The organism is Streptomyces sp. NPDC085927 (genome assembly GCF_044540975.1).
GTDB lineage: Bacteria > Actinomycetota > Actinomycetes > Streptomycetales > Streptomycetaceae > Streptomyces > Streptomyces hirsutus.
The window spans coordinates 160,177-183,090 of sequence record NZ_JBITSN010000011.1 but is presented as its reverse complement, the minus strand read 5'-3'; the positions used below and the strand labels follow the sequence as shown (position 1 = coordinate 183,090).

Here is a 22,914-nt window from a genome sequence, read left to right as displayed (position 1 = left end):
GCTCAGGACGTCGCACCGCTGGGAGCGGGCGCCGTGTTCTTGACCGTCAACGGGAGCAGCTTCCTGCCCGTCGGTCCGATCTGGATACTGGTGTCCATCTGAGGACACACGCCGCAGTCGAAGCACGGGGTCCAGCGGCAGTCCTCGACCTCTGTTTCGTCGAGGGCGTCCTGCCAGTCCTCCCAGAGCCAGTCCTTGTCGAGACCGGAGTCGAGGTGGTCCCAGGGGAGGACCTCCTCGTAGGCGCGCTCGCGGGTGGTGTACCAGTCGACGTCCACGCCGAACTGCGCGAGGGACTTGTCGGCACAGCGCATCCAGCGGTCGTAGGAGAAGTGCTCGCGCCAGCCGTCGAAGCGGCCGCCGTCCTCGTAGACCGCGCGGATGACCGCACCGACGCGGCGGTCGCCGCGGGAGAGCAGGCCCTCGATGATGCCGGGCTTGCCGTCGTGGTAGCGGAAGCCGATGGAGCGGCCGTACTTCTTGTCGCCGCGGATCTTGTCGCGCAGCTTGGTCAGGCGGGCGTCCGTCTCCTCGGCCGACAGCTGCGGGGCCCACTGGAAGGGGGTGTGCGGCTTGGGGACGAAGCCGCCGATCGAGACCGTGCAGCGGATGTCGCCCGAGCCGGAGACCTCACGGCCCTTCTGGATGACGTTCATCGCCATGTCGGCGATCTGGAGGACGTCGTCGTCGGTCTCGGTGGGCAGACCGCACATGAAGTAGAGCTTCACCTGCCGCCAGCCGTTGCCGTAGGCCGTGGCGACGGTCCTGATCAGGTCGTCCTCGGAGACCATCTTGTTGATGACCTTGCGCATGCGCTCCGAGCCGCCCTCGGGGGCGAAGGTGAGGCCGGAACGGCGGCCGTTGCGGGTCAGCTCGTTGGCCAGGTCGACGTTGAAGGCGTCGACGCGGGTGGAGGGCAGCGAGAGGCCGATCTTGTCCTCTTCGTAGCGGTCGGCGAGGCCCTTGGCGATGTCGCCGATCTCCGAGTGGTCGGCGGAGGAGAGGGAGAGGAGGCCGACCTCCTCGAAGCCGGTGGCCTTCAGGCCCTTCTCGACCATGTCGCCGATGCCGGTGATGGAGCGCTCGCGCACCGGGCGGGTGATCATGCCGGCCTGGCAGAAGCGGCAGCCACGGGTGCAGCCGCGGAAGATCTCCACCGACATGCGCTCGTGGACCGTCTCGGCGAGCGGGACGAGGGGCTGCTTGGGGTAGGGCCACTCGTCGAGGTCCATCACCGTGTGCTTGGCCACCCGCCACGGGACGCCCGACCTGTTCGGTACGACGCGGGCGATCCGGCCGTCGGGGAGGTACTCGACGTCGTAGAAGCCCGGGACGTACACCCCGCCGGTCCTCGCCAGGCGGAAGAGGAGTTCCTCGCGGCCGCCGGGGCGGCCCTCCTCCTTCCAGGCGCGGACGATCCGGGTGACCTCCAGGACCGCCTGCTCGCCGTCGCCGATGACGGCGCAGTCGATGAAGTCGGCGATCGGCTCGGGGTTGAACGCGGCGTGGCCGCCGGCCATGACGATCGGGTCGTCCAGGCCGCGGTCCTTGGCCTCGAGCGGGATGCCGGACAGGTCCAGGGCGGTGAGCATGTTGGTGTAGCCGAGCTCGGTGGAGAAGCTCAGGCCGAACACGTCGAAGGCCTTGACCGGGCGGTGGCTGTCGACCGTGAACTGGGGGACGCGGTGCTCGCGCATCAGCTCCTCCAGGTCCGGCCAGACGCTGTAGGTGCGCTCGGCGAGGACGCCGTCCTGCTCGTTGAGCACCTCGTAGAGGATCATGACGCCCTGGTTGGGCAGTCCGACCTCGTACGCGTCGGGGTACATGAGCGCCCAGCGGACGTCACAGCTGTCCCAAGGCTTGACCGTGGAGTTGAGCTCTCCGCCGACATACTGGATCGGCTTCTGCACATGCGGGAGCAGAGCTTCGAGCTGCGGGAACACAGACTCGGCGGCTTCGGCAGGCATCTCGGGAACCTTTGTGTGCGGGCTGGGGTCCCCCCGGCCGGGGCTGGGGGCGGGTGACCATCCAGCCTAACCCGGCCGGGGAGGTCTCCCCGCACACCGGCCGGGGGCGGTGGACGGCGTCAGAGGCCGGTGCTCTTCCTGACGGATGTCCAGGTTTCCGGGAGGGTCGTCTCGACGATCTCCGCGCGGCGTTCCTCGTGTCCGTGGAGCAGGCCGTAGGTGAAGGCGCTCTCCCCCGCCGCGTGGGCGACGGCCGACAGTTCGCGCAGGGTCTTGCGGGCCATGACGCTGTCCTGGTGGTCGCCGAGCAGGCTCTGGAGCTCCTTCATGTTCTTGACCAGGTCATTGGCCGGAGCCTTGAGGGCCGGGCCGGCGGCTTCGGCGGCGTAGCGGGTGCGCTTGGTCTTCTTGCGGGCCTCGTGCAGGGTGACGTCGCGCTCGCGGCCGGGCGGGAGGTCCAGGGCCCGGGCGACGAGGCCGGACACTTTGCCGAAGTCCTTGCGCAGGGCCTTGGTGAGCGTCTTGGCCGGCTTGGCCGCGGCCTTCTTCCGCAGGGGCGGATCGGCCAGCAGGGCGTCGAGGGTGTCGAGCAGGGTGAGGTAGCGGCGGGAGTCGAGGACGGCGGTGACCTTGCTGTGGGCTCCGCTGTGGCCGGCCTCGGCCCAGGTGGTCAGCCGGTCGCGGACGGGGCCGGAGACGAGGTCGGACGACAGTGCGTCCAGGCCCGACAGCAGGCGCTCGGCGAGTACTTCCTGGTCGCGGTCCAGGCCGAGTTCGGCGGCCAGCCACTTCAGGTCGACGGCGATCGGGTCGGTGATCTCCCGGTCCAGGACGGACCGGAAGGAGCGGAAGGTGCTGCGCAGGCGGCGGGTGGCGACCCGCATGCGGTGCACGGAGTCGGGTACGTCCTGGCGTACGGCGGGGTCGAGTTCGACGAGCGCGTCCCGCTGGGCGCGGACGTAGGCGAGGACGTGGTCGCCGGCGGTGACGGGTTTTCCGACCGGGCGGCTGCGGTGCTTCCGCTTCGGTGCCGCGGCGGGGGCCGGGGCGGGAGCGGGCGCGGCTGCCTCGGGCTGACCGGCCGTGACTGCGTCCGTGTCCTTGTCCTTGGCCTTGAGCTTGACCTTGGCTTCGGCTTTGCCCTTGCTCTTGGCCTTGTCCGTGGCCGGTGCGGTCTCGGCGAGGGCTCGCGCCAGTTTGGAGGGCGACTTCGACGGGCGGACGCCGGCCTTGCGGAGCCGTTTGTCGACCTTGTCGAGGAAGGCGGGGTCGCCGCCGTCGGCGAGTTCGACCTCGATCTCGGTCCACTGGGCGGTGCCGCCGTCTCCGGTGAGACGTTCGGCGCGCACGGCGTCGACGCTGATCTCGGCGAGGAGCCGGCCGGCGGAATCGAGGAGGTGGCGCAGGTCCCGCTCGGAGCGCAGCCGGACCACGGGGCTCAGTTCGGCGTCGCGGACACGGGAGCGGACGAGCCGGGCCAGGCCCTCCGGGACGGTGTCGGAGAGCGGGGCGTGGATCTCGTCGCGCACTCCGGGAGCCACCGGGAACTTCAGGTGCCAGCCGGCGTCGGAGCCGCCGGTGCGTCTGCGGAGGGTGAGGGAAGCGGCGGTGAGACGCTCGTCGGCGGTGTCGTAGTAGACGGCGTCGAGGTGGGCCACGCCCCGGTCGACTATGGACTCGACGCCGGGGACGCCGGTCAGGTCGGGGAGTCCACTGTCGCCGGACTCGTACTTTCGCTCGATTTCTCGCTTTGTGTCCGCCATGACCCGAATCTACTCGTCGCCGGTGGTCTCACCGACCGGTTTCCCCGGTAGGTGCCGGGGAAACCGGGTCGGACGTCGGACGAGGGGACCTGTGGGCCGGGTCGGGTCAAGCGGACAGGGGGCGTTGCAGTCTGATCGACTGCAGGAGGCCCACGGCCAGCCACACCGCGAACATCGACGAGCCGCCGTAGGACACGAACGGCAGGGGCAGACCGGTGACCGGCATGATGCCGAGGGTCATGCCGATGTTCTCGAAGGACTGGAAGGCGAACCAGGCGACGATGCCGGCGGCGACGATGGTGCCGTACAGGTCGGTGGTGTCGCGGGCGATGCGGCAGGCGCGCCACAGGATGATGCCGAGCAGGACGATGATGAGCCCGCCCCCGACGAAGCCGAGTTCCTCTCCGGCGACGGTGAAGACGAAGTCGGTCTGCTGCTCGGGCACGAACTGGCCGGTGGTCTGCGAGCCCTCGAAGAGCCCGGAGCCGGTGAGGCCGCCGGAACCGATGGCGATGCGGGCCTGGTTGGTGTTGTAGCCGACGCCGGCGGGGTCGAGCTCGGGGTTGGCGAAGGCGGCGAAGCGGTTGATCTGGTACTCGTCGAGCACCCCGAGCTGCCAGACGGTGATCGCGCCGATCGCGCCGGTGCCGATCAGGCCGAAGACCCACCGGTTGGAGGCGCCGGAGGCGAGCAGCACGCCGAGCACGATGACGACCATGACCATGACCGACCCGAGGTCGGGCATCAGCATCACGATCAGCATGGGGACGGCGGCCAGGCCGAGTGCCTGGAGGACCGTGCGGTGGTCGGGATAGGGCTTGTCGCCCGCGTCGACCCGGGCGGCGAGCAGCATCGCCATGCCCAGGATGATCGTGAGCTTCACGAACTCGGAGGGCTGGATCGAGAAGCCGCCGCCGAGCTTGATCCAGGAGTGGGCGCCGTTGATGGTGGAGCCCAGCGGGGTGAGCACCAGCAGGATCAGCAGGACCGAGAAGCCGTAGAGGACCGGCACGGCGGTGCGCAGGGCGCGGTGGCCGAGCCAGAGCATGGCGACCATCAGGGCCAGGCCGATGCCGGTGTTCAGCCAGTGCCGGACCAGGAAGTAGTACGGGTCGCCCTGGTTGATCTCGGTGCGGTTCCGGGTCGCCGAGAAGACCAGGAGGGAGCCGAGCAGCGACAGGGCGATCGCGGCCAGCAGTATCGGCCAGTCCAGGCGCCGGGCCAGGGAGTCGCGGGCGAGGAGCCGCGTCCAGCCGGCCCGCTCGGGTCCGTATCCGGAGACGTGGAAGCTGTTGACTCCGCCGGTCATGTCGCCGACCTCCGGCCTGCCGCGCGGCGCGCCCGGAGGGCGCCGCGCCGACGCCCGTCGACCGACCGTCCGTCACCGGACGAACGGTCACCGGACGGTCGGTCACCCCGTCTGCCGCCGCCCCGCCGTGCGCCTCCCCGCCGTGCGTCGCGGCGGCGGGTGTCGCGGTTGGCGGGCGGGGGCGTGGTCGTGGTCGCGCCCTGGTCCTGGGCCTGGCCGTCGGCTGCCTGCTCGCTCTCCTCGGCGGCCCTCTGCTCCTTGGCCGGGTCCTTGGAGATCTTCGGGGAGACGATGGTGCCGTCCGTCCTGACCTTGGGCAGCGTCTTCTGCGGGGTGGGCAGCAGTGCCTTCTTCTTGTCGATGACGCCCTCCGGGGAGACGCCGTACAGCGCGTTGTAGATGTTGCGCACGGCGGGGCCCGAGGCGCCGGAACCGGTACCACCCTGGGAGATCGTCATGACGACCGAGTAGTCCTTGGTGTAGGTGGCGAACCAGGAGGTGGTCTGCTTTCCGTAGACCTCCGCGGTGCCGGTCTTGGCGTGCATCGGGATCTCGTCCTGCGGCCAGCCGCCGAACCGCCAGGCGGCCGTACCGCGGGTGGCGACTCCCTCGAGGGCTCCGTCTATTTCCGCGAGGGTCTTCTTGGTCACCGGCAGCTTGCTCTGCGCCTCGGGCTCGATCTCCGTGACCTGCTTGCCGTCGGGGCTGATGACGGCCTTGCCGACGGTGGGCTGGTAGAGCGTGCCGCCGTTGGCGAGGGCCGCGTAGACGGAGGCCATCTGGATGGGGGTGACGAGGGTGTCGCCCTGTCCGATGGAGTAGTTGACGGAGTCACCGGCGCGCAGGCGGTTGCCTTCGAGGCAGTTCTCGTAGGCGATCTGCTCGACGTAGCTGCCGCCCTTCTTGCCGGACTTGCACCAGGCGTCCTTGTTGGCCTTCCAGTAGTCGCGCTTCCACTGGCGGTCGGGGACACGGCCGGTGACCTCGTTGGGCAGGTCGATGCCGGTCAGCTCGCCGAGACCGAACTGGTGGGAGGTCTTGTAGAACCAGTCCTTGGCGTTCTTCTTCGGCTTGTTGCCGCCGTCGCGCTTCCACTCCTCGTGGGAGAGGCGGTAGAAGACGGTGTCGCAGGAGACCTCGAGGGCACGGCCGAGGCTGATGGCGCCGTGGTTCTGGGACTCGAAGTTCTTGAAGACCTGGCCGCCGATGGAGTACGAGCTGGAGCACTCGTAGGGCCCGTCGAAGGAGTACCCGGCGTTGATCGCGGCGGCGGTCGGGATGACCTTGAAGATGGAGCCGGGTGCCGACAGTCCCTGGATGGCGCGGTTCAGCAGCGGGTAGTTGGAGTCCTTGCCGGTGAGGTCGGCGTAGTCCTTGCCGGAGATGCCGCCGACCCAGGCGTTGGGGTCGTAGCTCGGGTTGGAGGCCATCGCGACGACCCGGCCGGTCTTGGCCTCCATGACGACGACGGCGCCCGAGTCGGCCTCGTAGAGGCGGTTGGTGTTGCGGTCCATCTCCTTGCGGGCGGCCTTCATCGCCTCGTTCAGCTCGTACTCGGCGACCCGCTGGACGCGGGCGTCGATGCTGGTGACGAGGTTGGCGCCGGGTTCGGCGGGGTCGGCCTTGGCCTCGCCGATGACGCGGCCGAGGTTGTCCACCTCGTAGCGGGTGACGCCGGCCTTGCCGCGCAGTTCCTTGTCGTACTCGCGCTCGAGGCCGGAGCGGCCGACCTGGTCGGAGCGCAGGTACGGCGATTCGGTGTCCTGCGCCTTCTGGAGTTCCTCGTCGGTGACGGGCGAGAGGTAGCCGAGGACCTGAGCGGTGTTGGCCTGCCCGGGGGCGGCGTACCGGCGTACGGCCTGGGGCTCGGCGGTGATGCCGGGGAAGTCCTCGGCGCGCTCGCGGATCTGCAGGGCCTGTTTGGCGGTGGCCTCGTCGGTGATGGGGATGGGCTGGTAGGGCGAGCCGTTCCAGCAGGGCTGGGGGGTCTTGGCGTCGCACAGCCGGACCTTCTCGGTGACGTCCTTGGCGGGCATGCCGAGGACACCGGCGAGCTTGGTGAGGACCGCCTTGCCGTCGTCCCGCATCTTCATGAGGTCGGTGCGGGAGGCGGAGACGACCAGCCGGGTCTCGTTGTCGGCGAGGGCCACTCCGCGGGCGTCCAGGATGGAGCCGCGGACCGCGGGCTGGACGACCTGCTGGACGTGGTTGCCGGAGGCCTTCTTGGCGTACTCGGCGCCCTCGCGGATCTGGAGGTACCACAGGCGCCCGCCGAGGGTGCCGAGGAGGGAGAGAACGAGGACCTGGATGACGACGAGCCGGATCTGGACCCGTGTGCTGCGCCCGGTCTCGGGAATGTTGGTCACGCGGCTTCCTCCCCCTCTCCGTGCGCGTACGACGGTGCGTGTACGAGTGCTGCGGGTACGACTGCTGCGGGTACGAGTGATGAACGGCGGGGCCGCTCGGCGGGGTTCCGCCGCCGTTCACCCTTTCCGGTGAAGTTTTGCGAGGTCACAGCCGCTTCACCCCTTTGATGCGGCCCGCGCGGGCCACCCGGGCCCGTGCCGCCTTCGCGCGAAGGCCCCGCTGGGCGCCGATGCGCAGCCCGGTGCCGCCGGAGCTCCAGCCGGAGGCGAGGTCCGCGGACTTGGCGGAGCTGTTCTCGGCGAGTGGATCGTTCTCCGCGCGGCGGGCCAGGGCCATGACGCCGGGGACGACGAACGGGGCGAGCAGCAGGTCGTACAGGGCGGCGCTGAAGAGCAGTCCGCCGAGGCCGACATGGCGGGCGGCGGTGTCACCGACGAGGGCGCCGACGCCGGCGTAGAGCAGGGTGGAGCCGACCGCGGCGGCGACCACCACGGTCATGGGGCCGGTCGCCGATCTCACCTGGCCGGACTCGGGCTTGACCAGTCCGGCGAGGTAGCCGATGACGCACAGCACGAGGGCGTAACGGCCGACGGCGTGGTCGGCGGGCGGCGCGAGGTCGGCGAGGAGCCCGGCGCCGAAGCCGATGAGGGCGCCGCCGACATGGCCGTATACCAGGGCGAGGCCGAGGACGACGAGGAGGAGCAGGTCGGGGACGGCACCCGGGAGGTGGAGGCGGGCGAGGACGCTCACCTGGATCATCAGGGCGACGACGATCAGCGAGCTGGAGAGCAGGATCCGGTTGACGCGCATGGGGTGACAGCTCCTACTGCTCTTGCTGGTCCTGGCCGCCGGCCGGGGCTGACGGGGTGACGGTCACCGTGACGGTCGGGGTGGGCGTGGGCTTCGGCTTCTTGGGCAGCACCGTGTCGCGCGGGTCCTTCTCCGGGGCCTGGACGACGACGCCGACGATGTCGAGCTTGGTGAAGCCGACGAACGGCGTGACGTAGAGGGTGCGGGTGAGGTCGCCGCCGGAGGGGTCGACGCGGGAGACGGTGCCGACGGGAACGCCGGGCACGAACGGCTTGTCGGCCTGGGAGCCGAAGGTGACCAGCCGGTCGCCCTTCTTGATCTCGGCCTTGCCGTTGAGGAGTTCGACGCGCAGGGGCCGGTCGCCCTGGCCGGAGGCGAAGCCGAGTTCGTCGCCGGCCTCCATGCGGGTGCCCACGGTGAAGTCGGGGTCGTTGGCGAGCAGCACGGTGGCGGTGTGCGGGCCGACGGTGGTGACCCGGCCGACGAGTCCGTCGCCGTTGAGGACGGTCATGTCGCGCTCGATGCCGTCGTTGGCGCCGACGTCGATGGTGATGGTCCAGGAGAAGCCCTGGGCCGCTCCTATGGCGATGACCTGGGCGCCCTTGATGCCGTACTGGCCCTGTCCGGCGACCTTCAGCATCTTGTCGAGCTGCTTGGTTCTGCTGCGGTTGCGGTCGTCGCTGCCGAGTTCGGCCTTGAGCGCGGTGTTCTCCCGCTCGAGTGCGGCGAGCCGGTCGTGCCGGTCGCCGGAGTCGCGGACCGCGGCGACCGCGTTGCCGATCGGGTCGACCGCGCCGGACACTCCGTTCTCGATCGGGCCGAAGACCGTGGCCGCGGCCTGTCGGGCACCGTCGACCGGTGAATCCTCTCCGCCGCGGATGTCCACCGTGATCAGTGCGAAAGCGGTGGTGATCAGCAGCACCAGGAGCAGCCGGCTCTCTCGTGTGTCCCTCACGTGCGGCGGCCGTGCCTTCCTCGTCGAAACGGGTAGCGAGAACAGGAGTCTTCAGGAGTCGTAAGGAGTCGTCAGGAATGTTCGGGGGGCTTCGGGAACTGCCGAAAAGTACGGGTGGATCTCATGTCTCTATATCAACGATCCGCCGCACGAGAGGAGATCGTCCCGTACGGCGGAATCGAAGAGCTGTGTCATCTGCGGGGCTGGGCGTCCAGCACCTTCTGGAGTGCCTCGAACTCCTCGACGCACTTTCCGGAACCGAGCGCCACGCTGTCCAGCGGGTCCTCGGCGATGTGGATGGGCATGCCCGTCTCCCGGCGCAGCCGCTCGTCCAGACCGCGCAGCAGAGCGCCGCCGCCGGTCAGCACGATGCCCCGGTCCATGATGTCGCCGGACAGTTCCGGCGGGCACTTGTCGAGAGTGGTCTTGACGGCGTCCACGATCGAGTTGACGGGCTCCTCGATCGCCTTGCGGACTTCGGTGGCGGAGATGACCACGGTTTTGGGCAGACCGGAGACGAGGTCCCGGCCGCGGATCTCGGTGTGTTCGTCGGAGTCGAGGTCGTACGCCGAACCGATGGTGAGCTTGATCTGCTCGGCCGAGCGCTCACCCAGCAGGAGGGAGTACTCCTTCTTGACGTACTGGATGATCGCGTTGTCCAGTTCGTCGCCCGCGACCCGGATGGACTGGGCGGTGACGATGCCGCCGAGGGAGATGACCGCGACCTCCGTGGTGCCGCCGCCGATGTCCACCACCATGTTGCCCGTGGCCTCGTGGACCGGCAGGCCGGAACCGATGGCCGCGGCCATGGGCTCCTCGATGATGTGCACCTGGCGGGCGCCGGCCTGGGACGACGCCTCGATGACGGCACGGCGCTCCACACCCGTGATGCCGGAGGGGACGCAGACGACGACCCGCGGTCGGGCCAGATGCCGCCGCTTGTGGATCTTCAGGATGAAGTAGCGGAGCATCCGCTCGGTGATCTCGAAGTCGGCGATGACGCCGTCCTTCAGGGGGCGGACGGCAACGATGTTGCCGGGGGTGCGCCCGATCATCTTCTTCGCTTCGGACCCGACCGCGAGGATGCCACCGGTATTGGTGTTGATCGCGACGACGGACGGCTCATTGAGTACGATTCCGCGACCCCTCACGTACACCAGCGTGTTGGCGGTCCCGAGGTCGACAGCCATGTCACGGCCGATGAACGACATAGAGTTCCCCATGAGGATTCGTCTGGCCTTCCCACTGGCTTTTGAGGGCTTTTCAGGTAGGCGAGGTGGGTGCGGTGACGCGAAGGCTTCCATCGTAGACGCGCCTTCGCGAACACGGCGCGAGGGTCTTCGCCATTGTCATCAGATGGCGGGTCCCGTTGCTTGTGGAGACGGGCCATCGGGGGCATGCGTTCCCCCGAACGCCGCCCGCATGTCGAAAAGGCCTGGGGGCAAAGCCCCCAGACCGTCGCCAGGCGGCCAAAACCGCAGCCCACGGCCGCTATGCGATTGTTATGCACGGCCTTGGCGGGTGATCGTCGCGCGTGACCTTCACACCACGTGTCGTACGCGTGTCGTACACAACCGTTGTGCGCATGGGTGATGCACGGCGGTTACGCCAAGTAGACCTACGCGGGTGATCGATACGCACGGCCGTCACGCACTCCGGCGATCGACAGGCACGCCGATACCCGCGCGGCCGGTACGGACGGTGGTGCCCGCGACCGTCAGGCGCGGCCCGGGAAGAAGATCTTCACCTCGCGCTCGGCGGACTCCTCGGAGTCGGAGGCGTGGATCAGGTTCTCACGGACGATGACGCCGAAGTCCCCGCGGATCGAACCCGGGGCCGCGGCGACCGGGTCGGTCGGGCCGGCCAGTTGGCGCACGCCCTCGATGACCCGCTCCCCCTCGACGATCATCACCACGACCGGGCCGGAGGCCATGAACTCCATCAGCGGCTCGTAGAACGGGCGGCCCACGTGCTCCGCGTAGTGCTGCTCCAGAGTGGCACGGTCCAGGGTCCGCTGCTCCAGCGCAGTGATCCGCCAGCCGGCCTTGCGCTCGATACGGCTGATGATCTCGCCGACCAGTGAGCGGCGGACGGCGTCCGGCTTCAGGAGGACGAGGGTGCGCTGTGTCATGGTGTGCGGCTCCTTGCAGGCCAGGAAGTCGGATGGCCCGAGGCTACCCGGTGAGGCGGCGAGGCCGGCACCCGGACCTCGCCCGATGACCCCGCCGCCGCGGGGAGCACGATCAGCAGTACGCCGAGCACAGGGAAAAGCCGGGCCCTCTCCGCGTCGGCGGAGAGGGCCCGGGTGCCGGGCGCGGTAAAGCGCCGGTGCCGACGACGACCTGCTACGCCCGCTGCTGTGCCGCGAACCTCGCCTTCGCCTCGTCGATCTTCCGCCCGTAGTGGACCGAGGCCCACCACAGCACCGCGAACAGCACGCCCAGGATGAACATCATCGGGACGAAGACGCCGGAGACGATCAGGACGATCTGCAGGGCCCAGCCGAGGGCGACGCCGCCGGGCCGGGTGATCATCCCGCACAGCGCCACGGACAGGAACATCGCGATGCCGCAGACCGTCCACACGGTGCCGACCGCCAGGTCCGGATCCTTCATCGCGACCAGTCCGGCGAAACCGATGACGAAGAACTCGCCGATCAGGGTCGACGCGCAGAGCGTACGCACGGTGTCTCAGCCCTTCCCCAGAAGCAGTCGGGCCTCGCCGACCGTGATGACGGAACCGGTGACGAGCACACCGGCGCCGGTGAACTCGCCCTCCTCCTCGGCGAGCGTGATCGCCGCCTCCAGCGCGTCGGGCAGCCGGGGCTCGACCTGGACGCGGTCCTCGCCGAACACCTCGACGGCGATCCCCGCCAGTTCGTCGGCGTCCATCGCGCGGTGGCTGGAGTTCTGCGTGACGACGACCTCGGCGAAGACCGGCTCGAAGGCCTCCAGCAGCCCGCGCACGTTCTTGTCGCCGCTCGCGCCGACCACGCCGATGAGCCGGCTGAACTGGAAGGCCTCCCCGATCGCCCCGGCCGCGGCCCGCGCACCCGCCGGGTTGTGGGCGGCGTCCAGCACGACGGTGGGCGACCGGCGTACGACCTCCAGCCGGCCCGGTGAGGCGACGGCGGCGAAGGCCTTGCGGACGGTGCCGATGTCCAGCTGCTCGGCGCGCTGGGCGCCGACCCCGAAGAACGCCTCCACGGCGGCGAGCGCCACGGCGGCGTTGTGCGCCTGGTGGGCGCCGTGCAGCGGCAGATACACCTCGGGGTACTCGCCGCCCAGGCCGCGCAGGGTCACCTGCTGGCCGCCGACGGCGACCTGCCGGGCGACGACGCCGAACTCCAGCCCTTCCCGGGCCACGGTCGCGCCGGCCTCGACGGCCTTCCTCAGCAGCACCTGGGCCGCGTCGACCGGCTGCTGGGCCATGACCACGGTCGCGTCCGGCTTGATGATGCCGGCCTTCTCGGTGGCGATCTCGGCGGGCGTGGTGCCGAGCCGGTCGGTGTGGTCGAGGTCGATCGGCATGACCACGGCGACGCCGGCGTCGATCACGTTGGTGGCGTCCCAGCTGCCGCCCATGCCGACCTCGACGACGGCGGCGTCCACCGGCGCGTCGGCGAAGGCCGCGTACGCCATGCCGGTGAGCACCTCGAAGAAGGACAGCCGGTGCTCCTGCCGGGCGTCGACCATCTCGACGTACGGCGCGATGTCCCGGTACGTCTCCACGAACCGCTCGGCGGAGACCGGCGCGCCGTCGAGGCTGATCCGCTCGGTGACCGACTGGACGTGCGGCGAGGTGTAGCGCCCGGTGCGCAGTTCGAAGGCACCGAGGAGGGCCTCGATCATGCGGGCGGTGGAGGTCTTGCCGTTGGTGCCGGTGATGTGGATCGACGGGTACGCGCGCTGCGGCTCGCCCAGGACGTCCATCAGCGCGGCGACCCGGTCGAGGGACGGCTCCAGCTTGGTCTCGCCCCAGCGGGTCGCCAGTTCTCCCTCGACCTCCCGCAGCGCCTGGGCGACCTCGGGGTCCTCCGGCCGCGCGGGCACGTCGGACTCGGGCGGGCCGCCCTGCGTGCGCAGGGTGCGGCTGCCTGCTTCGATCACCGCGAGGTCGGGGTCCCGGTGGGTCTCCGCCTCGATGATCTCCTCGAAGGAGTCGAGAGGGTAGAGAGGGTCCGGCCGGTCGTCGGGGTCGTCGGGGTTGCCGTTCGGGGGGAGGTCGCTCACGGGGCCAGTCTACGTATCCGCCCGCATCCGCCCCACGGCAGCCGAAAGCCCCCGGAACCGCTCGGGCTCCGGGGGCTTTCGAGGACGTGGGACGGCCGGGGGCCAGGGTCTTTCGTTTGGATCGGGCCGGATCAGGGAGCGGGGCCCGGCGCCGTGCATCGCAAGGCGGAGGAGGGAGCCGGGGCAGAGCCCTGGGGACCGACGACAACGCGGCGAGGCGCGGTGCCGGGCCCGCGAGCCCGGCACCGCGCCGAACGAGAGGCCCTACGCCTTCGGGAGTCGCTCCAGCTGGGTGCCGATGCGGGCGGTGTCCTCGTCCGCCTTGGCCAGCCGCGTACGGATCTTGTCGACCACGTGGTCGGGGGCCTTCGCCAGGAACGCCTCGTTGCCCAGCTTGGCCTCCGCCTGCCGTCGCTCCTTCTGCGCGGCCTCGAGGTCCTTGGTGAGGCGCTTGCGCTCCGCCTCGAAGTCGATCACCCCGGACAGGTCCAGGGCGACCTCGACGCCCGCCACCGGCAGGGTCGCCGTCGCGGTGAACGCGTCGCCCTCCGGCTGGAGGCGCAGCAGCTGCCGGATCGCCGCCTCGTGCGGGGCGAGCGCCGAGCCGTCGAGGGACAGCCGGGCAGGGACCCGCTGGCCGGGCTGCAGGCCCTGGTCGGCGCGGAAGCGGCGGACCTCGGTGATGACGGACTGGAGGGTCCCGATCTCCCGCTCGGCGCCGGCGTCCCGGAAGCCGCTGTCCTGCGGCCAGTCGGCGATGACGACCGACTCGCCGCCGGTCAGCGTCGTCCACAGCGTCTCGGTGACGAACGGGACCACCGGGTGCAGCAGCCGCAGCGTGACGTCCAGGACCTTGCCGAGGACGCGCTTGCTGACCTCGGCCGGTTCGCCGCCCGCCTGGAACGTCGTCTTGGACAGCTCGACGTACCAGTCGAAGACCTCGTCCCACGCGAAGTGGAACAGGGCGTCGGACAGCTTGGCGAACTGGAAGTCGTCGTAGTACGCGTCGACTTCGGCGACGACCGAGTTCAGCCGGGAGAGGATCCAGCGGTCGGTGGACGACATCGTCGACGCGTCCGGCAGCGGGCCGTCCACCGTCGCGCCGTTCATCAGGGCGAAGCGGGTCGCGTTCCAGATCTTGTTGGCGAAGTTGCGGGAGCCCTGGACCCAGTCCTCGCCGATCGGCACGTCGACGCCCGGGTTGGCGCCGCGCGCCAGCGTGAAGCGGAGGGCGTCGCTGCCGTACTTGTCCATCCAGTCCAGCGGGTTGACCGCGTTGCCGAAGGACTTCGACATCTTCTTGCCGAACTGGTCGCGGACCATGCCGTGCAGGGCGATGGTGTGGAACGGCGGGGTGCCGTCCATCGCGTACAGGCCGAACATCATCATCCGGGCGACCCAGAAGAAGAGGATGTCGTAGCCGGTGACCAGGACGGAGTTCGGGTAGAACTTCGCGAGCGATTCGGTCTGTTCGGGCCAGCCCAGCGTCGAGAAGGGCCACAGGCCGGAGGAGAACCAGGTGTCGAGGACGTCGGTGTCCTGGTGCCAGCCCTCGCCGCTGGGGGCCTCGTCGTCGGGTCCGACGCAGACGACCTCGCCGTCGGGGCCGTACCAGACCGGGATGCGGTGGCCCCACCACAGCTGCCGGGAGATGCACCAGTCGTGGAGGTTGTCGACCCAGTCGAAGTACCGCTTCTCCATCTCCTGCGGGTGGATCTTGACCCTGCCGTCGCGGACGGCGTCACCGGCGGCCTTCGCCAGCGGGCCGACCTTGACCCACCACTGCATGGACAGCCGCGGCTCGACGGTGGTCCTGCAGCGCGAGCAGTGGCCGACGCTGTGGACGTAGGGCCGCTTCTCGGCGACGATCCGGCCCTCGGCGCGCAGCGCGGCGACGATGGCGGAGCGGGCCTCGAGCCGGTCCAGGCCCTGGAAGGGGCCGTGGACGGTGATGACGGCGTGCTCGTCCATCACGGTGAGGGACGGCAGGTCGTGGCGGCGGCCGATCTCGAAGTCGTTCGGGTCGTGGGCCGGGGTCACCTTGACGGCGCCGGTGCCGAACTCGGGGTCGACGTGCTCGTCGGCGACGACCGGGATGGAGCGGTCGGTCAGCGGCAGCCTGATGAGCTTGCCGATCAGGTGCCGGTACCGCTCGTCCTCGGGGTGGACGGCGACGGCCGTGTCGCCGAGCATCGTCTCGGCGCGGGTGGTGGCGACGACGATGGTGTCGTCCCCGTCGCCGTACTTCATGGAGACGAGTTCGCCGTCGTCGTCCTGGTACGCGACCTCGATGTCCGAGATCGCGGTCAGGCAGCGCGGGCACCAGTTGATGATGCGCTCGGCGCGGTAGATCAGCTCGTCGTCGTAGAGCCGCTTGAAGATGGTCTGGACGGCCTGGGACAGCCCCTCGTCCATGGTGAAGCGCTCGCGCGACCAGGCGACGCCGTCGCCGAGGCGGCGCATCTGCCCGGAGATCTGGCCGCCGGACTCGCCCTTCCACTGCCAGACCCGCTCGACGAAGGCCTCCCGGCCGAGGTCGTGCCGGGACTTGCCCTCCTTGCCGAGCTCCCGCTCGACGACGTTCTGCGTGGCGATGCCGGCGTGGTCCATGCCGGGCTGCCACAGCGTCTCGAAGCCCTGCATGCGCTTGCGGCGGGTCAGGGCGTCGATGAGGGTGTGCTCGAAGGCATGGCCGAGGTGCAGGCTGCCCGTGACGTTCGGCGGGGGGATGACGACGGTGTACGGGGGCTTGTCGCTCTTCGCGTCCGCCTCGAAGTAGCCCCGCTCCACCCAGCGCTCGTACAGCGGCCCCTCTACGTCGGCCGGCGCGTACTGGGTCGGCAGTTCGGAGGTGGGCGGCTGCGGCTGCTGAGAGTTCTCGGTCACGCGCCTCAGTTTAGAGGTGTCACGGCCCAGTCCCGAAACGCGATTCCTTTGTAACGGTGCACCCCCCGATGGCCTGATCACGCCGGAGCTGAGACAGGATGTCAGCGACACATAAGCATCTGGAGGGGAACCCAGAAATGAGCTACAACCAGCCGGGCCCGTACGGCGGGCAGCCCCAGCAGCCCGGACCGTACGGTCAGCCGGGTCCCTACGGCCAGCAGCCGCAGGCTCCGCAGCCCGGCTACGGCTACCCCCAGCAGGCTCCGCCGCCCGGCCAGCCCGGGTACGGCTACCCGCAGCAGCCCGGCCAGGGTGTCCCGCCGCAGCAGCCCCCGTACGGCCAGGCCCCGTACGGCGCGCCCCAGCCCCCGGCGCCGGGTGGCAGCTCCAAGAAGGCCGGCTGGATCATCGGTGCGGTGGCGGTCGTGGCGGCGATCGGTGTCGGCGTGTACTTCGTGATCGGCGGGGGCGGCGGCGCGGGCGGCGTGGAGGACGACGGCCCGCACAAGCTGTCGGCACCGGAGAAGGTGCTGGGCGAGTACACGCGTGTCGGGGAGGGCGGCGAGGACGCGAGCTCCGGCACCACGAAGGACCTGGCCAAGGGTGGCGTGAAGGACGGCAAGTCGGTGGGCGCCTCCTACTCGACGGCCGACTTCAGCAGGTACGACCCCACGGACCCCGACCCGGCCGACATCCCCGGTCAGGAAGAGCTGCTCAAGGCGAAGGGCGTGACGTTCATCGGCGCCTACGGCGAGGTCAAGGACCCCGAGGCGGCCGTGGACAAGCTCTTCGCCAACATCGAGAAGGAGACCAAGGAGAACTCGTCCAACGAGCTCATGACGGAGCTGGTGGGCGAGCCCGAGGCGGTCGACCTCGACGGCGCGGTCATGAAGTGCCAGGCGGGCAAGGGCAACAACAACCTCACCAAGAAGCCGACCACCAACTGGTTCTGCATCTGGGCCGACTACAGCACGGTCGCCGTCGTCTCCCCCGGTGACAACACCAAGGACATCACCAAGGACGCCGCCGCGGACATCGCCACGAAGCTCCGCAAGGACGTGCGCGTCCCCGCGTAGTACGCCGTGCGCGTCCCGGCTCAGTACGTGAAGCGTGAAGGGCCCCGGTCACTCGACCGGGGCCCTTCACGCGTGCGGGGAACGGCGGTTGCCGCCGCGCCGCTACGCCGTCTTCTGCTCGCCCGGTCCGCGGCCGCGGGCGTCGCGCGGGATCAGGGTCGGGTTGACGTTGGAGAGGACCACGTCCGCGGTGATGACCACGCGGGCGACGTCCTTGCGGGACGGGACCTCGTACATGACGCCCTGGAGGACTTCCTCCATGATGGCGCGCAGGCCGCGCGCGCCGGTCTGGCGGAGGATGGCCTGGTCGGCGATGGCTTCGAGGGCCTCGCGCTCGAAGTCCAGCTCCACGCCGTCGAGTTCGAAGAGGCGCTGGTACTGCTTGACGAGCGCGTTGCGCGGCTCGACCAGGATCTGGAGCAGGGCCTCGCGGTCGAGGTTGTGGACCGAGGTGATGACCGGGAGCCGGCCGATGAACTCGGGGATCATGCCGAACTTGACCAGGTCCTCCGGCATGACCTGCTCGAACTGGTCCTTGGACTCGATCTCCCGCTTGGAGCGGATCGTCGCGCCGAAACCGATGCCCTTGGCGCCGGCCCGGCCTTCGATGATCTTCTCCAGGCCCGCGAAGGCGCCGCCCACGATGAACAGGACGTTCGTCGTGTCGATCTGGATGAACTCCTGGTGCGGGTGCTTGCGGCCGCCCTGCGGCGGGACGGACGCCGTGGTGCCCTCGAGGATCTTCAGCAGGGCCTGCTGGACGCCCTCGCCGCTCACGTCGCGCGTGATCGACGGGTTCTCGCTCTTGCGCGCGACCTTGTCGATCTCGTCGATGTAGATGATGCCGGTCTCGGCCTTCTTGACGTCGTAGTCGGCGGCCTGGATCAGCTTCAGCAGGATGTTCTCGACGTCCTCGCCGACGTACCCGGCCTCGGTGAGGGCGGTGGCGTCCGCGATCGCGAACGGGACGTTCAGCATGCGGGCGAGGGTCTGGGCGAGGAGGGTCTTGCCGGAGCCGGTGGGGCCCAGCAGCAGGATGTTGGACTTCGCCAGCTCGATGGCGTCCTCGCGGCTCTGGGCGCCGCCGTTCTCCCCCGCCTGGACCCGCTTGTAGTGGTTGTACACGGCCACGGAGAGGGCCTTCTTGGCCGATTCCTGGCCGACCACGTATCCCTCGAGGAACTCGTAGATCTCGCGGGGCTTGGGAAGTTCCTCCCAGCGGACCTCACTGGTCTCGGCGAGTTCTTCCTCGATGATCTCGTTGCAGAGGTCGATGCACTCGTCGCAGATGTACACACCGGGCCCTGCGATGAGCTTCTTGACCTGCTTCTGGCTCTTGCCGCAGAACGAGCACTTGAGCAGATCGCCGCCGTCACCGATGCGTGCCACGGTGTGCTTCCCCTTCGCCTGGGAGCCGCCTGAACGTCAACGTCCAGCGACTCCTGGTGCTGCCTTATGTCCGACGGTACCTTGCCGGGCCCCCCGTCCGGGCCCCCCTTGGCACGGTTCGCTTCGGCGCGAACCGTCATGAACCATGCCAAGGGGCGGCAGACGATACAGCCTCTCGGGCCCCACGCGTCAGCGCAGGCTGGAGTTGTCCATCTTCCGGGTGGTGATGATCTGGTCGATCAGGCCGTAGCTCAGCGCGTCCTCGGCCGTGAGGATCTTGTCGCGCTCGATGTCCTCGCGGATCTTCTCGACCGGCGTGGTGGAGTGCTTGGCGAGCATGTCCTCGAGCTGCGAGCGCATCCGGAGGATCTCGTTGGCGGCGATCTCCAGGTCGGACACCTGACCGCGGCCGGTCTCGCTGTACGGCTGGTGGATCAGCACGCGCGCGTTCGGCAGCGCCATGCGCTTGCCGGGGGTGCCGGCGGCGAGCAGCACGGCGGCGGCGGAGGCCGCCTGGCCCATGCAGACCGTCTGCACGTCGGGCTTCACGTACTGCATGGTGTCGTAGATCGCCGTCAGCGCGGTGAAGGAGCCGCCGGGGCTGTTGATGTAGACGGAGATGTCCCGGTCGGGGTCCATCGACTCCAGGCACAGCAGCTGCGCCATGACGTCGTTGGCGGAGGCGTCGTCGATCTGCACGCCGAGGAAGATCACGCGTTCCTCGAAGAGCTTCGCGTACGGGTCGTACTCGCGGATGCCCTGGGAGGTGCGCTCGACGAAGCGCGGGATGACGTAGCGGGACTCGGCCGCGGGGCCGGTGTACTCGGCACGGGTGCGGTCGTACAGGCCGCTGCCGGGGAAGTCGTTCACAGTGTCTCCTGGAAAGGGGCTGAGGCGGTCTGCCGGGGCTGCTGGGGCTGCCACCGGACCCTGGAGGGGGTCCGGTGGGGGGTCCTACGGGGCCGTGGGGCTCCCGTGGGCCGCTCAGGCCGCCCCGGTGCCGCCGCCGCCCGGCATGCCCGCGGCCGTGGGGATGACGTCGTCGATGAGGCCGTACTCCTTGGCCTCGAAGGCGTCGAACCAGCGGTCGCGGTCCGAGTCGCGGGTGACCTGCTCGACCGACTGGCCGGTGTGCTGCGAGGTGAGCTCGGCCATGCGCCTCTTGGTGTGCAGCAGCCGCTCGGCGTGGATCTTGATGTCCGAGGCCGAGCCGGCCAGGCCGGCGGAGGGCTGGTGGATCAGGATCTCCGCGTTCGGCAGCGCGAAGCGCTTGCCGGGCGTGCCCGCGCTGAGCAGGAACTGACCCATCGAGGCCGCGAGGCCCATGGCGATGGTCACCACGTCGTTCTTGATGAACTGCATGGTGTCGTAGATCGCCATGCCGGCGGTGATCGAGCCGCCGGGGCTGTTGATGTAGAGATAGATGTCCTTGTCCGGATCGGCGGCAAGGAGCAGCAGCTGTGCGGTGATCTTGTTGGCGATGTCGTCGTCGACCGGCTGGCCGAGGAAGATGATCCGCTCGCCGAGCAGCCGGTTGTAGACCTGGTCGCCGAGGCCACCACCGATGGAAGGCTCGCCGGCGGCTGAAGGCATCAGATTCGTCACGTATCCACCTGCTCGTCTTACGACGGCGCCGGGCCGTCTCACGTGTTCTGCCGGGGCGTGGGGCCGTCCGGCCGTGCTCGCGGACTCCCCTGCCCTCGTACTCATGGACCCTAACGCGCGGGCCCCTTCGGGGAATCCCGCAGCGGGGGGTGTTCGCTGTGAGCGCAGGGTGCTCCACCGGGTGCGCCGGGTCCTCACGCCGTGGGCGGATCCGCCGGTGGGGGTCTGCGCATCCGCCGGTAGGGGTCTGTGCATCCGCCGGTGGGAGTCTGCGGATCGCGGGTGGCCGGCCGCGCCCACGCGGTGGAGCCGCGTACCGGCGGGGCCCCGCACTCCCGGGTGTGCTGCCCTGCCGTACGGCAGACGGGCCCCGGCGCGATGTCCGGGGCCCGCCTGTCGTACGTCCGTCAGAGACGACGCGAGGTTCAGCCCTCGGTCTTCTCCTCGGCCTTGTCGGCCTTGGCGTCGGCGTCGTCGGCCTTGGCCTCGGCGGGGGCCTCGCCGGCGTCCGCGGCGGGGGCCTCGGCGGTCTCGTCCTCTTCCTCGTCGTCGAGGTCGATGATCTCGCCGTTGGTGTCCTTGACCACGGCCTTCTCGACCACGGCGGCCAGGGCCTTGCCGCGGGCGACCTCGCCGACCAGGAGCGGAACCTGACCGCCCTCGACGACCGCCTGCGCGAACTGGTCGGGGGACATGCCGGAGGAGGCCGCGCGCCGCATGAGGTGCTCGGTGAGCTCCTCCTGGTTGACGTTGTGCTTCTCCTGGTTGACCAGCTCGTCGAGGACGAACTGGGTCTTGATGCCCTTGACCGCGGCCTCGCGGGTCTCGGTGTCGAACTCCTCGGCGGTCTTGCCCTGGATCTCGAGGTACTTCTCGAGGTCGAGGCCCATCTGGCCGAGCTGGTGGTGCTCGAGGTTGTGCTTGCGGGTGTTGATCTCGTCCTCGAGCAGCTTCTCGGGGACGGGGACCTCGACCAGCTCGAGCAGCTTGTCCAGGACGCGCTCCTGGGCCTGCGTGGCCTGGTCGTACTGCTTCATGTTCTCCAGGCGCTTACGGCTGTCCGCGCGCAGCTCCTCGAGGGTGTCGAACTCGGAGGCCATCTGCGCGAACTCGTCGTCCAGCTCGGGCAGTTCACGCTTGGCGACCTGGGTGACCTTGACGGTGACCTCGGCCTCCTTGCCCGCCGCGGAGCCGCCCTTGAGCTCGGAGGTGAAGGTGGCCTCCTGGTCGGCCGACAGGCCCGTCACCGCGGCGTCGACGCCGTCCAGCAGCTCGCCGGAGCCGATGGTGTAGGAGACGCCGTTGGCGATGCCGTCCTCGAGGACCTCGCCGTCGACCTTGGCCTCGAGGTCGATCGTGACGACGTCGCCGTCCTCGGCGGCACGCTCGACCGGGGCGGTGGAGGCGAAGCGCTCACGCAGCTCCTCGACGGCCTTGTCGACGTCCTCCTCGGTGACCTCGACGGCGTCGACCTCGACCTCGATGCCGGAGTAGTCCGGGATCTCGATGGTCGGGCGGATGTCGACCTCGGCGGTGAAGTTCAGCGTCTCGCCGTCCTTCAGCTCCGTGATGTCGACCTCGGGCTGGCCCAGCGGGTTCAGCTCGGCCTCGTTGACCGCATCGGTGTAGAACTTCGGGAGCGCGTCGTTGACGGCCTCCTCCAGCACCGCACCGCGGCCGAAGCGCTGGTCGATGACCCGGGCCGGGACCTTGCCCTTACGGAAGCCCTTCACCGTGACCTGCTGGTTGATCTTCTTGTACGCCGCGTCGAGGCTGTCCTTGAGCTCCTCGAAGGGCACCTCGACAGTGAGCCGAACCCGAGTCGGGTTCAGGGTCTCCACGGCGCTCTTCACGGTTCGGTCTCCTTGTGGCTGACTTCTGGATTTCCACCGGGACCAGAACGGTCCGGCCGTTTCGCAGCCCGGAGACTTCAGACGATGAGACACACGGGCGTGCAGCTTGCATAGTAACGGCAGCGACTACAGCGCCCCAAAGCCGATCACTCGTGGTGATCAGGTGACTGGTCGGGGTGGCGGGATTTGAACCCACGGCCTTCCGCTCCCAAAGCGGACGCGCTACCAAGCTGCGCCACACCCCGTCTGGTGCGACACGTAGGGTACATGCCGCCGCACGGCCGGGCCGCCTCATTGCACCGGGCGTGGTGCGACGCCGGGGCCGAAACGGGCACGCGGTGTGCGGCGAGGGCGCACCACCCGCTACGATGCCTGTCAGTACCGCGCCCCCAGGGCGTGCGGTACGCGATGTGCGGGCGTAGCTCAATGGTAGAGCCCTAGTCTTCCAAACTAGCTACGCGGGTTCGATTCCCGTCGCCCGCTCCACATGCATCAGGGCCAGGTCGGAGGATCATTCCTCCGACCTGGCCCTGATCGCATTCCGGGGTTCCGATCAGCCGGTCGCGCCCCCTCCCCCGCGTGTCCCTCGGGCTTTCGATCTTCCTCTTCCGTGCCCGTTCAAGCCCCGGCTGCGCTCCGCTCCGCCGGGCGCGCTCCCGGCTCGACTCGGTCACCGAGACTCCGCCGACCCTGCCGGGCGGG

16 protein-coding genes and 2 tRNA genes are annotated in these 22,914 nt (G+C 69.6%); 2 read left to right on the top strand and 16 right to left on the bottom strand.

Annotated features, from left to right (window positions below; translation table 11 throughout):
• Positions 1–2: 2 nt before the first annotated feature.
• From ACIF80_RS26560 to ACIF80_RS26510, 11 genes are all read right to left on the bottom strand, one after another.
• Complete coding sequence (locus ACIF80_RS26560) at positions 3–1,967, bottom strand: TIGR03960 family B12-binding radical SAM protein (protein ID WP_399809298.1); 1,965 nt, start codon at positions 1,965–1,967, stop codon at positions 3–5.
• Between the two features lie 119 nt (positions 1,968–2,086).
• The gene (locus tag ACIF80_RS26555; protein WP_399809295.1) at positions 2,087–3,730 is read right to left on the bottom strand and encodes a CHAD domain-containing protein; all 1,644 of its coding nucleotides are present in this window, start codon (positions 3,728–3,730) and stop codon (positions 2,087–2,089) included.
• A gap of 106 nt (positions 3,731–3,836) precedes the next feature.
• Entirely contained in the window at positions 3,837–5,039 is a 1,203-nt protein-coding gene (rodA, locus tag ACIF80_RS26550; protein ID WP_399809292.1) for a rod shape-determining protein RodA, read from the bottom strand.
• Positions 5,036–7,405 carry a penicillin-binding protein 2 gene (gene mrdA / locus ACIF80_RS26545; protein ID WP_399809290.1) on the bottom strand — a complete coding sequence of 790 codons (2,370 nt, stop codon included), beginning with the start codon at positions 7,403–7,405 and terminating at the stop codon, positions 5,036–5,038. Before mrdA ends, rodA begins: the two co-directional genes overlap by 4 nt.
• Before the next feature lie 145 nt (positions 7,406–7,550).
• A complete protein-coding gene (mreD, locus tag ACIF80_RS26540) occupies positions 7,551–8,216 on the bottom strand; it encodes a rod shape-determining protein MreD (protein ID WP_399809287.1) in 666 nt (221 codons plus the stop codon).
• Between the two features lie 13 nt (positions 8,217–8,229).
• A complete protein-coding gene (gene mreC, locus ACIF80_RS26535) occupies positions 8,230–9,171 on the bottom strand; it encodes a rod shape-determining protein MreC (RefSeq protein WP_399809285.1) in 942 nt (313 codons plus the stop codon).
• Between the two features lie 191 nt (positions 9,172–9,362).
• Positions 9,363–10,382, bottom strand: a complete 1,020-nt coding sequence (locus ACIF80_RS26530; RefSeq protein ID WP_399809419.1) for a rod shape-determining protein — start codon at positions 10,380–10,382, stop codon at positions 9,363–9,365.
• A 506-nt stretch (positions 10,383–10,888) separates the two neighbouring features.
• Entirely contained in the window at positions 10,889–11,302 is a 414-nt protein-coding gene (gene ndk / locus ACIF80_RS26525; RefSeq protein WP_399809282.1) for a nucleoside-diphosphate kinase, read from the bottom strand.
• Positions 11,303–11,516: 214 nt separating this feature from the next.
• Entirely contained in the window at positions 11,517–11,855 is a 339-nt protein-coding gene (locus tag ACIF80_RS26520; RefSeq protein ID WP_399809280.1) for a DUF4233 domain-containing protein, read from the bottom strand.
• 6 nt (positions 11,856–11,861) lie between these two features.
• A complete protein-coding gene (locus ACIF80_RS26515) occupies positions 11,862–13,403 on the bottom strand; it encodes a bifunctional folylpolyglutamate synthase/dihydrofolate synthase (protein ID WP_399809277.1) in 1,542 nt (513 codons plus the stop codon).
• A 264-nt stretch (positions 13,404–13,667) separates the two neighbouring features.
• Entirely contained in the window at positions 13,668–16,289 is a 2,622-nt protein-coding gene (locus tag ACIF80_RS26510) for a valine--tRNA ligase (protein ID WP_399809275.1), read from the bottom strand.
• Positions 16,290–16,426: 137 nt separating this feature from the next.
• Between ACIF80_RS26510 and ACIF80_RS26505 the strand changes: the two genes are divergently transcribed.
• Complete coding sequence (locus ACIF80_RS26505; RefSeq protein WP_399809273.1) at positions 16,427–17,365, top strand: hypothetical protein; 939 nt, start codon at positions 16,427–16,429, stop codon at positions 17,363–17,365.
• Positions 17,366–17,467: 102 nt separating this feature from the next.
• Here the strand turns inward: ACIF80_RS26505 and clpX are convergent, their stop codons facing one another.
• The 5 genes from clpX to ACIF80_RS26480 form a co-directional block, all read right to left on the bottom strand.
• The gene (gene clpX / locus ACIF80_RS26500; protein ID WP_055570715.1) at positions 17,468–18,754 is read right to left on the bottom strand and encodes an ATP-dependent Clp protease ATP-binding subunit ClpX; all 1,287 of its coding nucleotides are present in this window, start codon (positions 18,752–18,754) and stop codon (positions 17,468–17,470) included.
• A 189-nt stretch (positions 18,755–18,943) separates the two neighbouring features.
• A complete protein-coding gene (locus tag ACIF80_RS26495) occupies positions 18,944–19,624 on the bottom strand; it encodes an ATP-dependent Clp protease proteolytic subunit (protein WP_399809270.1) in 681 nt (226 codons plus the stop codon).
• A 114-nt stretch (positions 19,625–19,738) separates the two neighbouring features.
• A complete protein-coding gene (locus ACIF80_RS26490; RefSeq protein WP_399809417.1) occupies positions 19,739–20,347 on the bottom strand; it encodes an ATP-dependent Clp protease proteolytic subunit in 609 nt (202 codons plus the stop codon).
• A 437-nt stretch (positions 20,348–20,784) separates the two neighbouring features.
• A complete protein-coding gene (tig, locus tag ACIF80_RS26485) occupies positions 20,785–22,212 on the bottom strand; it encodes a trigger factor (RefSeq protein WP_399809267.1) in 1,428 nt (475 codons plus the stop codon).
• A gap of 168 nt (positions 22,213–22,380) precedes the next feature.
• Positions 22,381–22,457 (bottom strand) — tRNA-Pro (locus tag ACIF80_RS26480).
• Positions 22,458–22,624: 167 nt separating this feature from the next.
• Between ACIF80_RS26480 and ACIF80_RS26475 the strand changes: the two genes are divergently transcribed.
• Positions 22,625–22,698, top strand: a tRNA-Gly gene (locus ACIF80_RS26475).
• Positions 22,699–22,914 lie beyond the last annotated feature (216 nt).

Coding starts and splice junctions, on each gene's coding strand:
- ndk (WP_399809282.1), bottom strand. CDS start 11,302: ATGACACAGCGCACCCTCGTCCTCCTGAAGCCGGACGCCGTCCGCCGC.
- mreD (WP_399809287.1), bottom strand. CDS start 8,216: ATGCGCGTCAACCGGATCCTGCTCTCCAGCTCGCTGATCGTCGTCGCC.
- ACIF80_RS26530 (WP_399809419.1), bottom strand. CDS start 10,382: ATGTCGTTCATCGGCCGTGACATGGCTGTCGACCTCGGGACCGCCAAC.
- ACIF80_RS26555 (WP_399809295.1), bottom strand. CDS start 3,730: ATGGCGGACACAAAGCGAGAAATCGAGCGAAAGTACGAGTCCGGCGAC.
- rodA (WP_399809292.1), bottom strand. CDS start 5,039: ATGACCGGCGGAGTCAACAGCTTCCACGTCTCCGGATACGGACCCGAG.
- ACIF80_RS26560 (WP_399809298.1), bottom strand. CDS start 1,967: ATGCCTGCCGAAGCCGCCGAGTCTGTGTTCCCGCAGCTCGAAGCTCTG.
- ACIF80_RS26505 (WP_399809273.1), top strand. CDS start 16,427: ATGAGCTACAACCAGCCGGGCCCGTACGGCGGGCAGCCCCAGCAGCCC.
- ACIF80_RS26490 (WP_399809417.1), bottom strand. CDS start 20,347: ATGCCTTCAGCCGCCGGCGAGCCTTCCATCGGTGGTGGCCTCGGCGAC.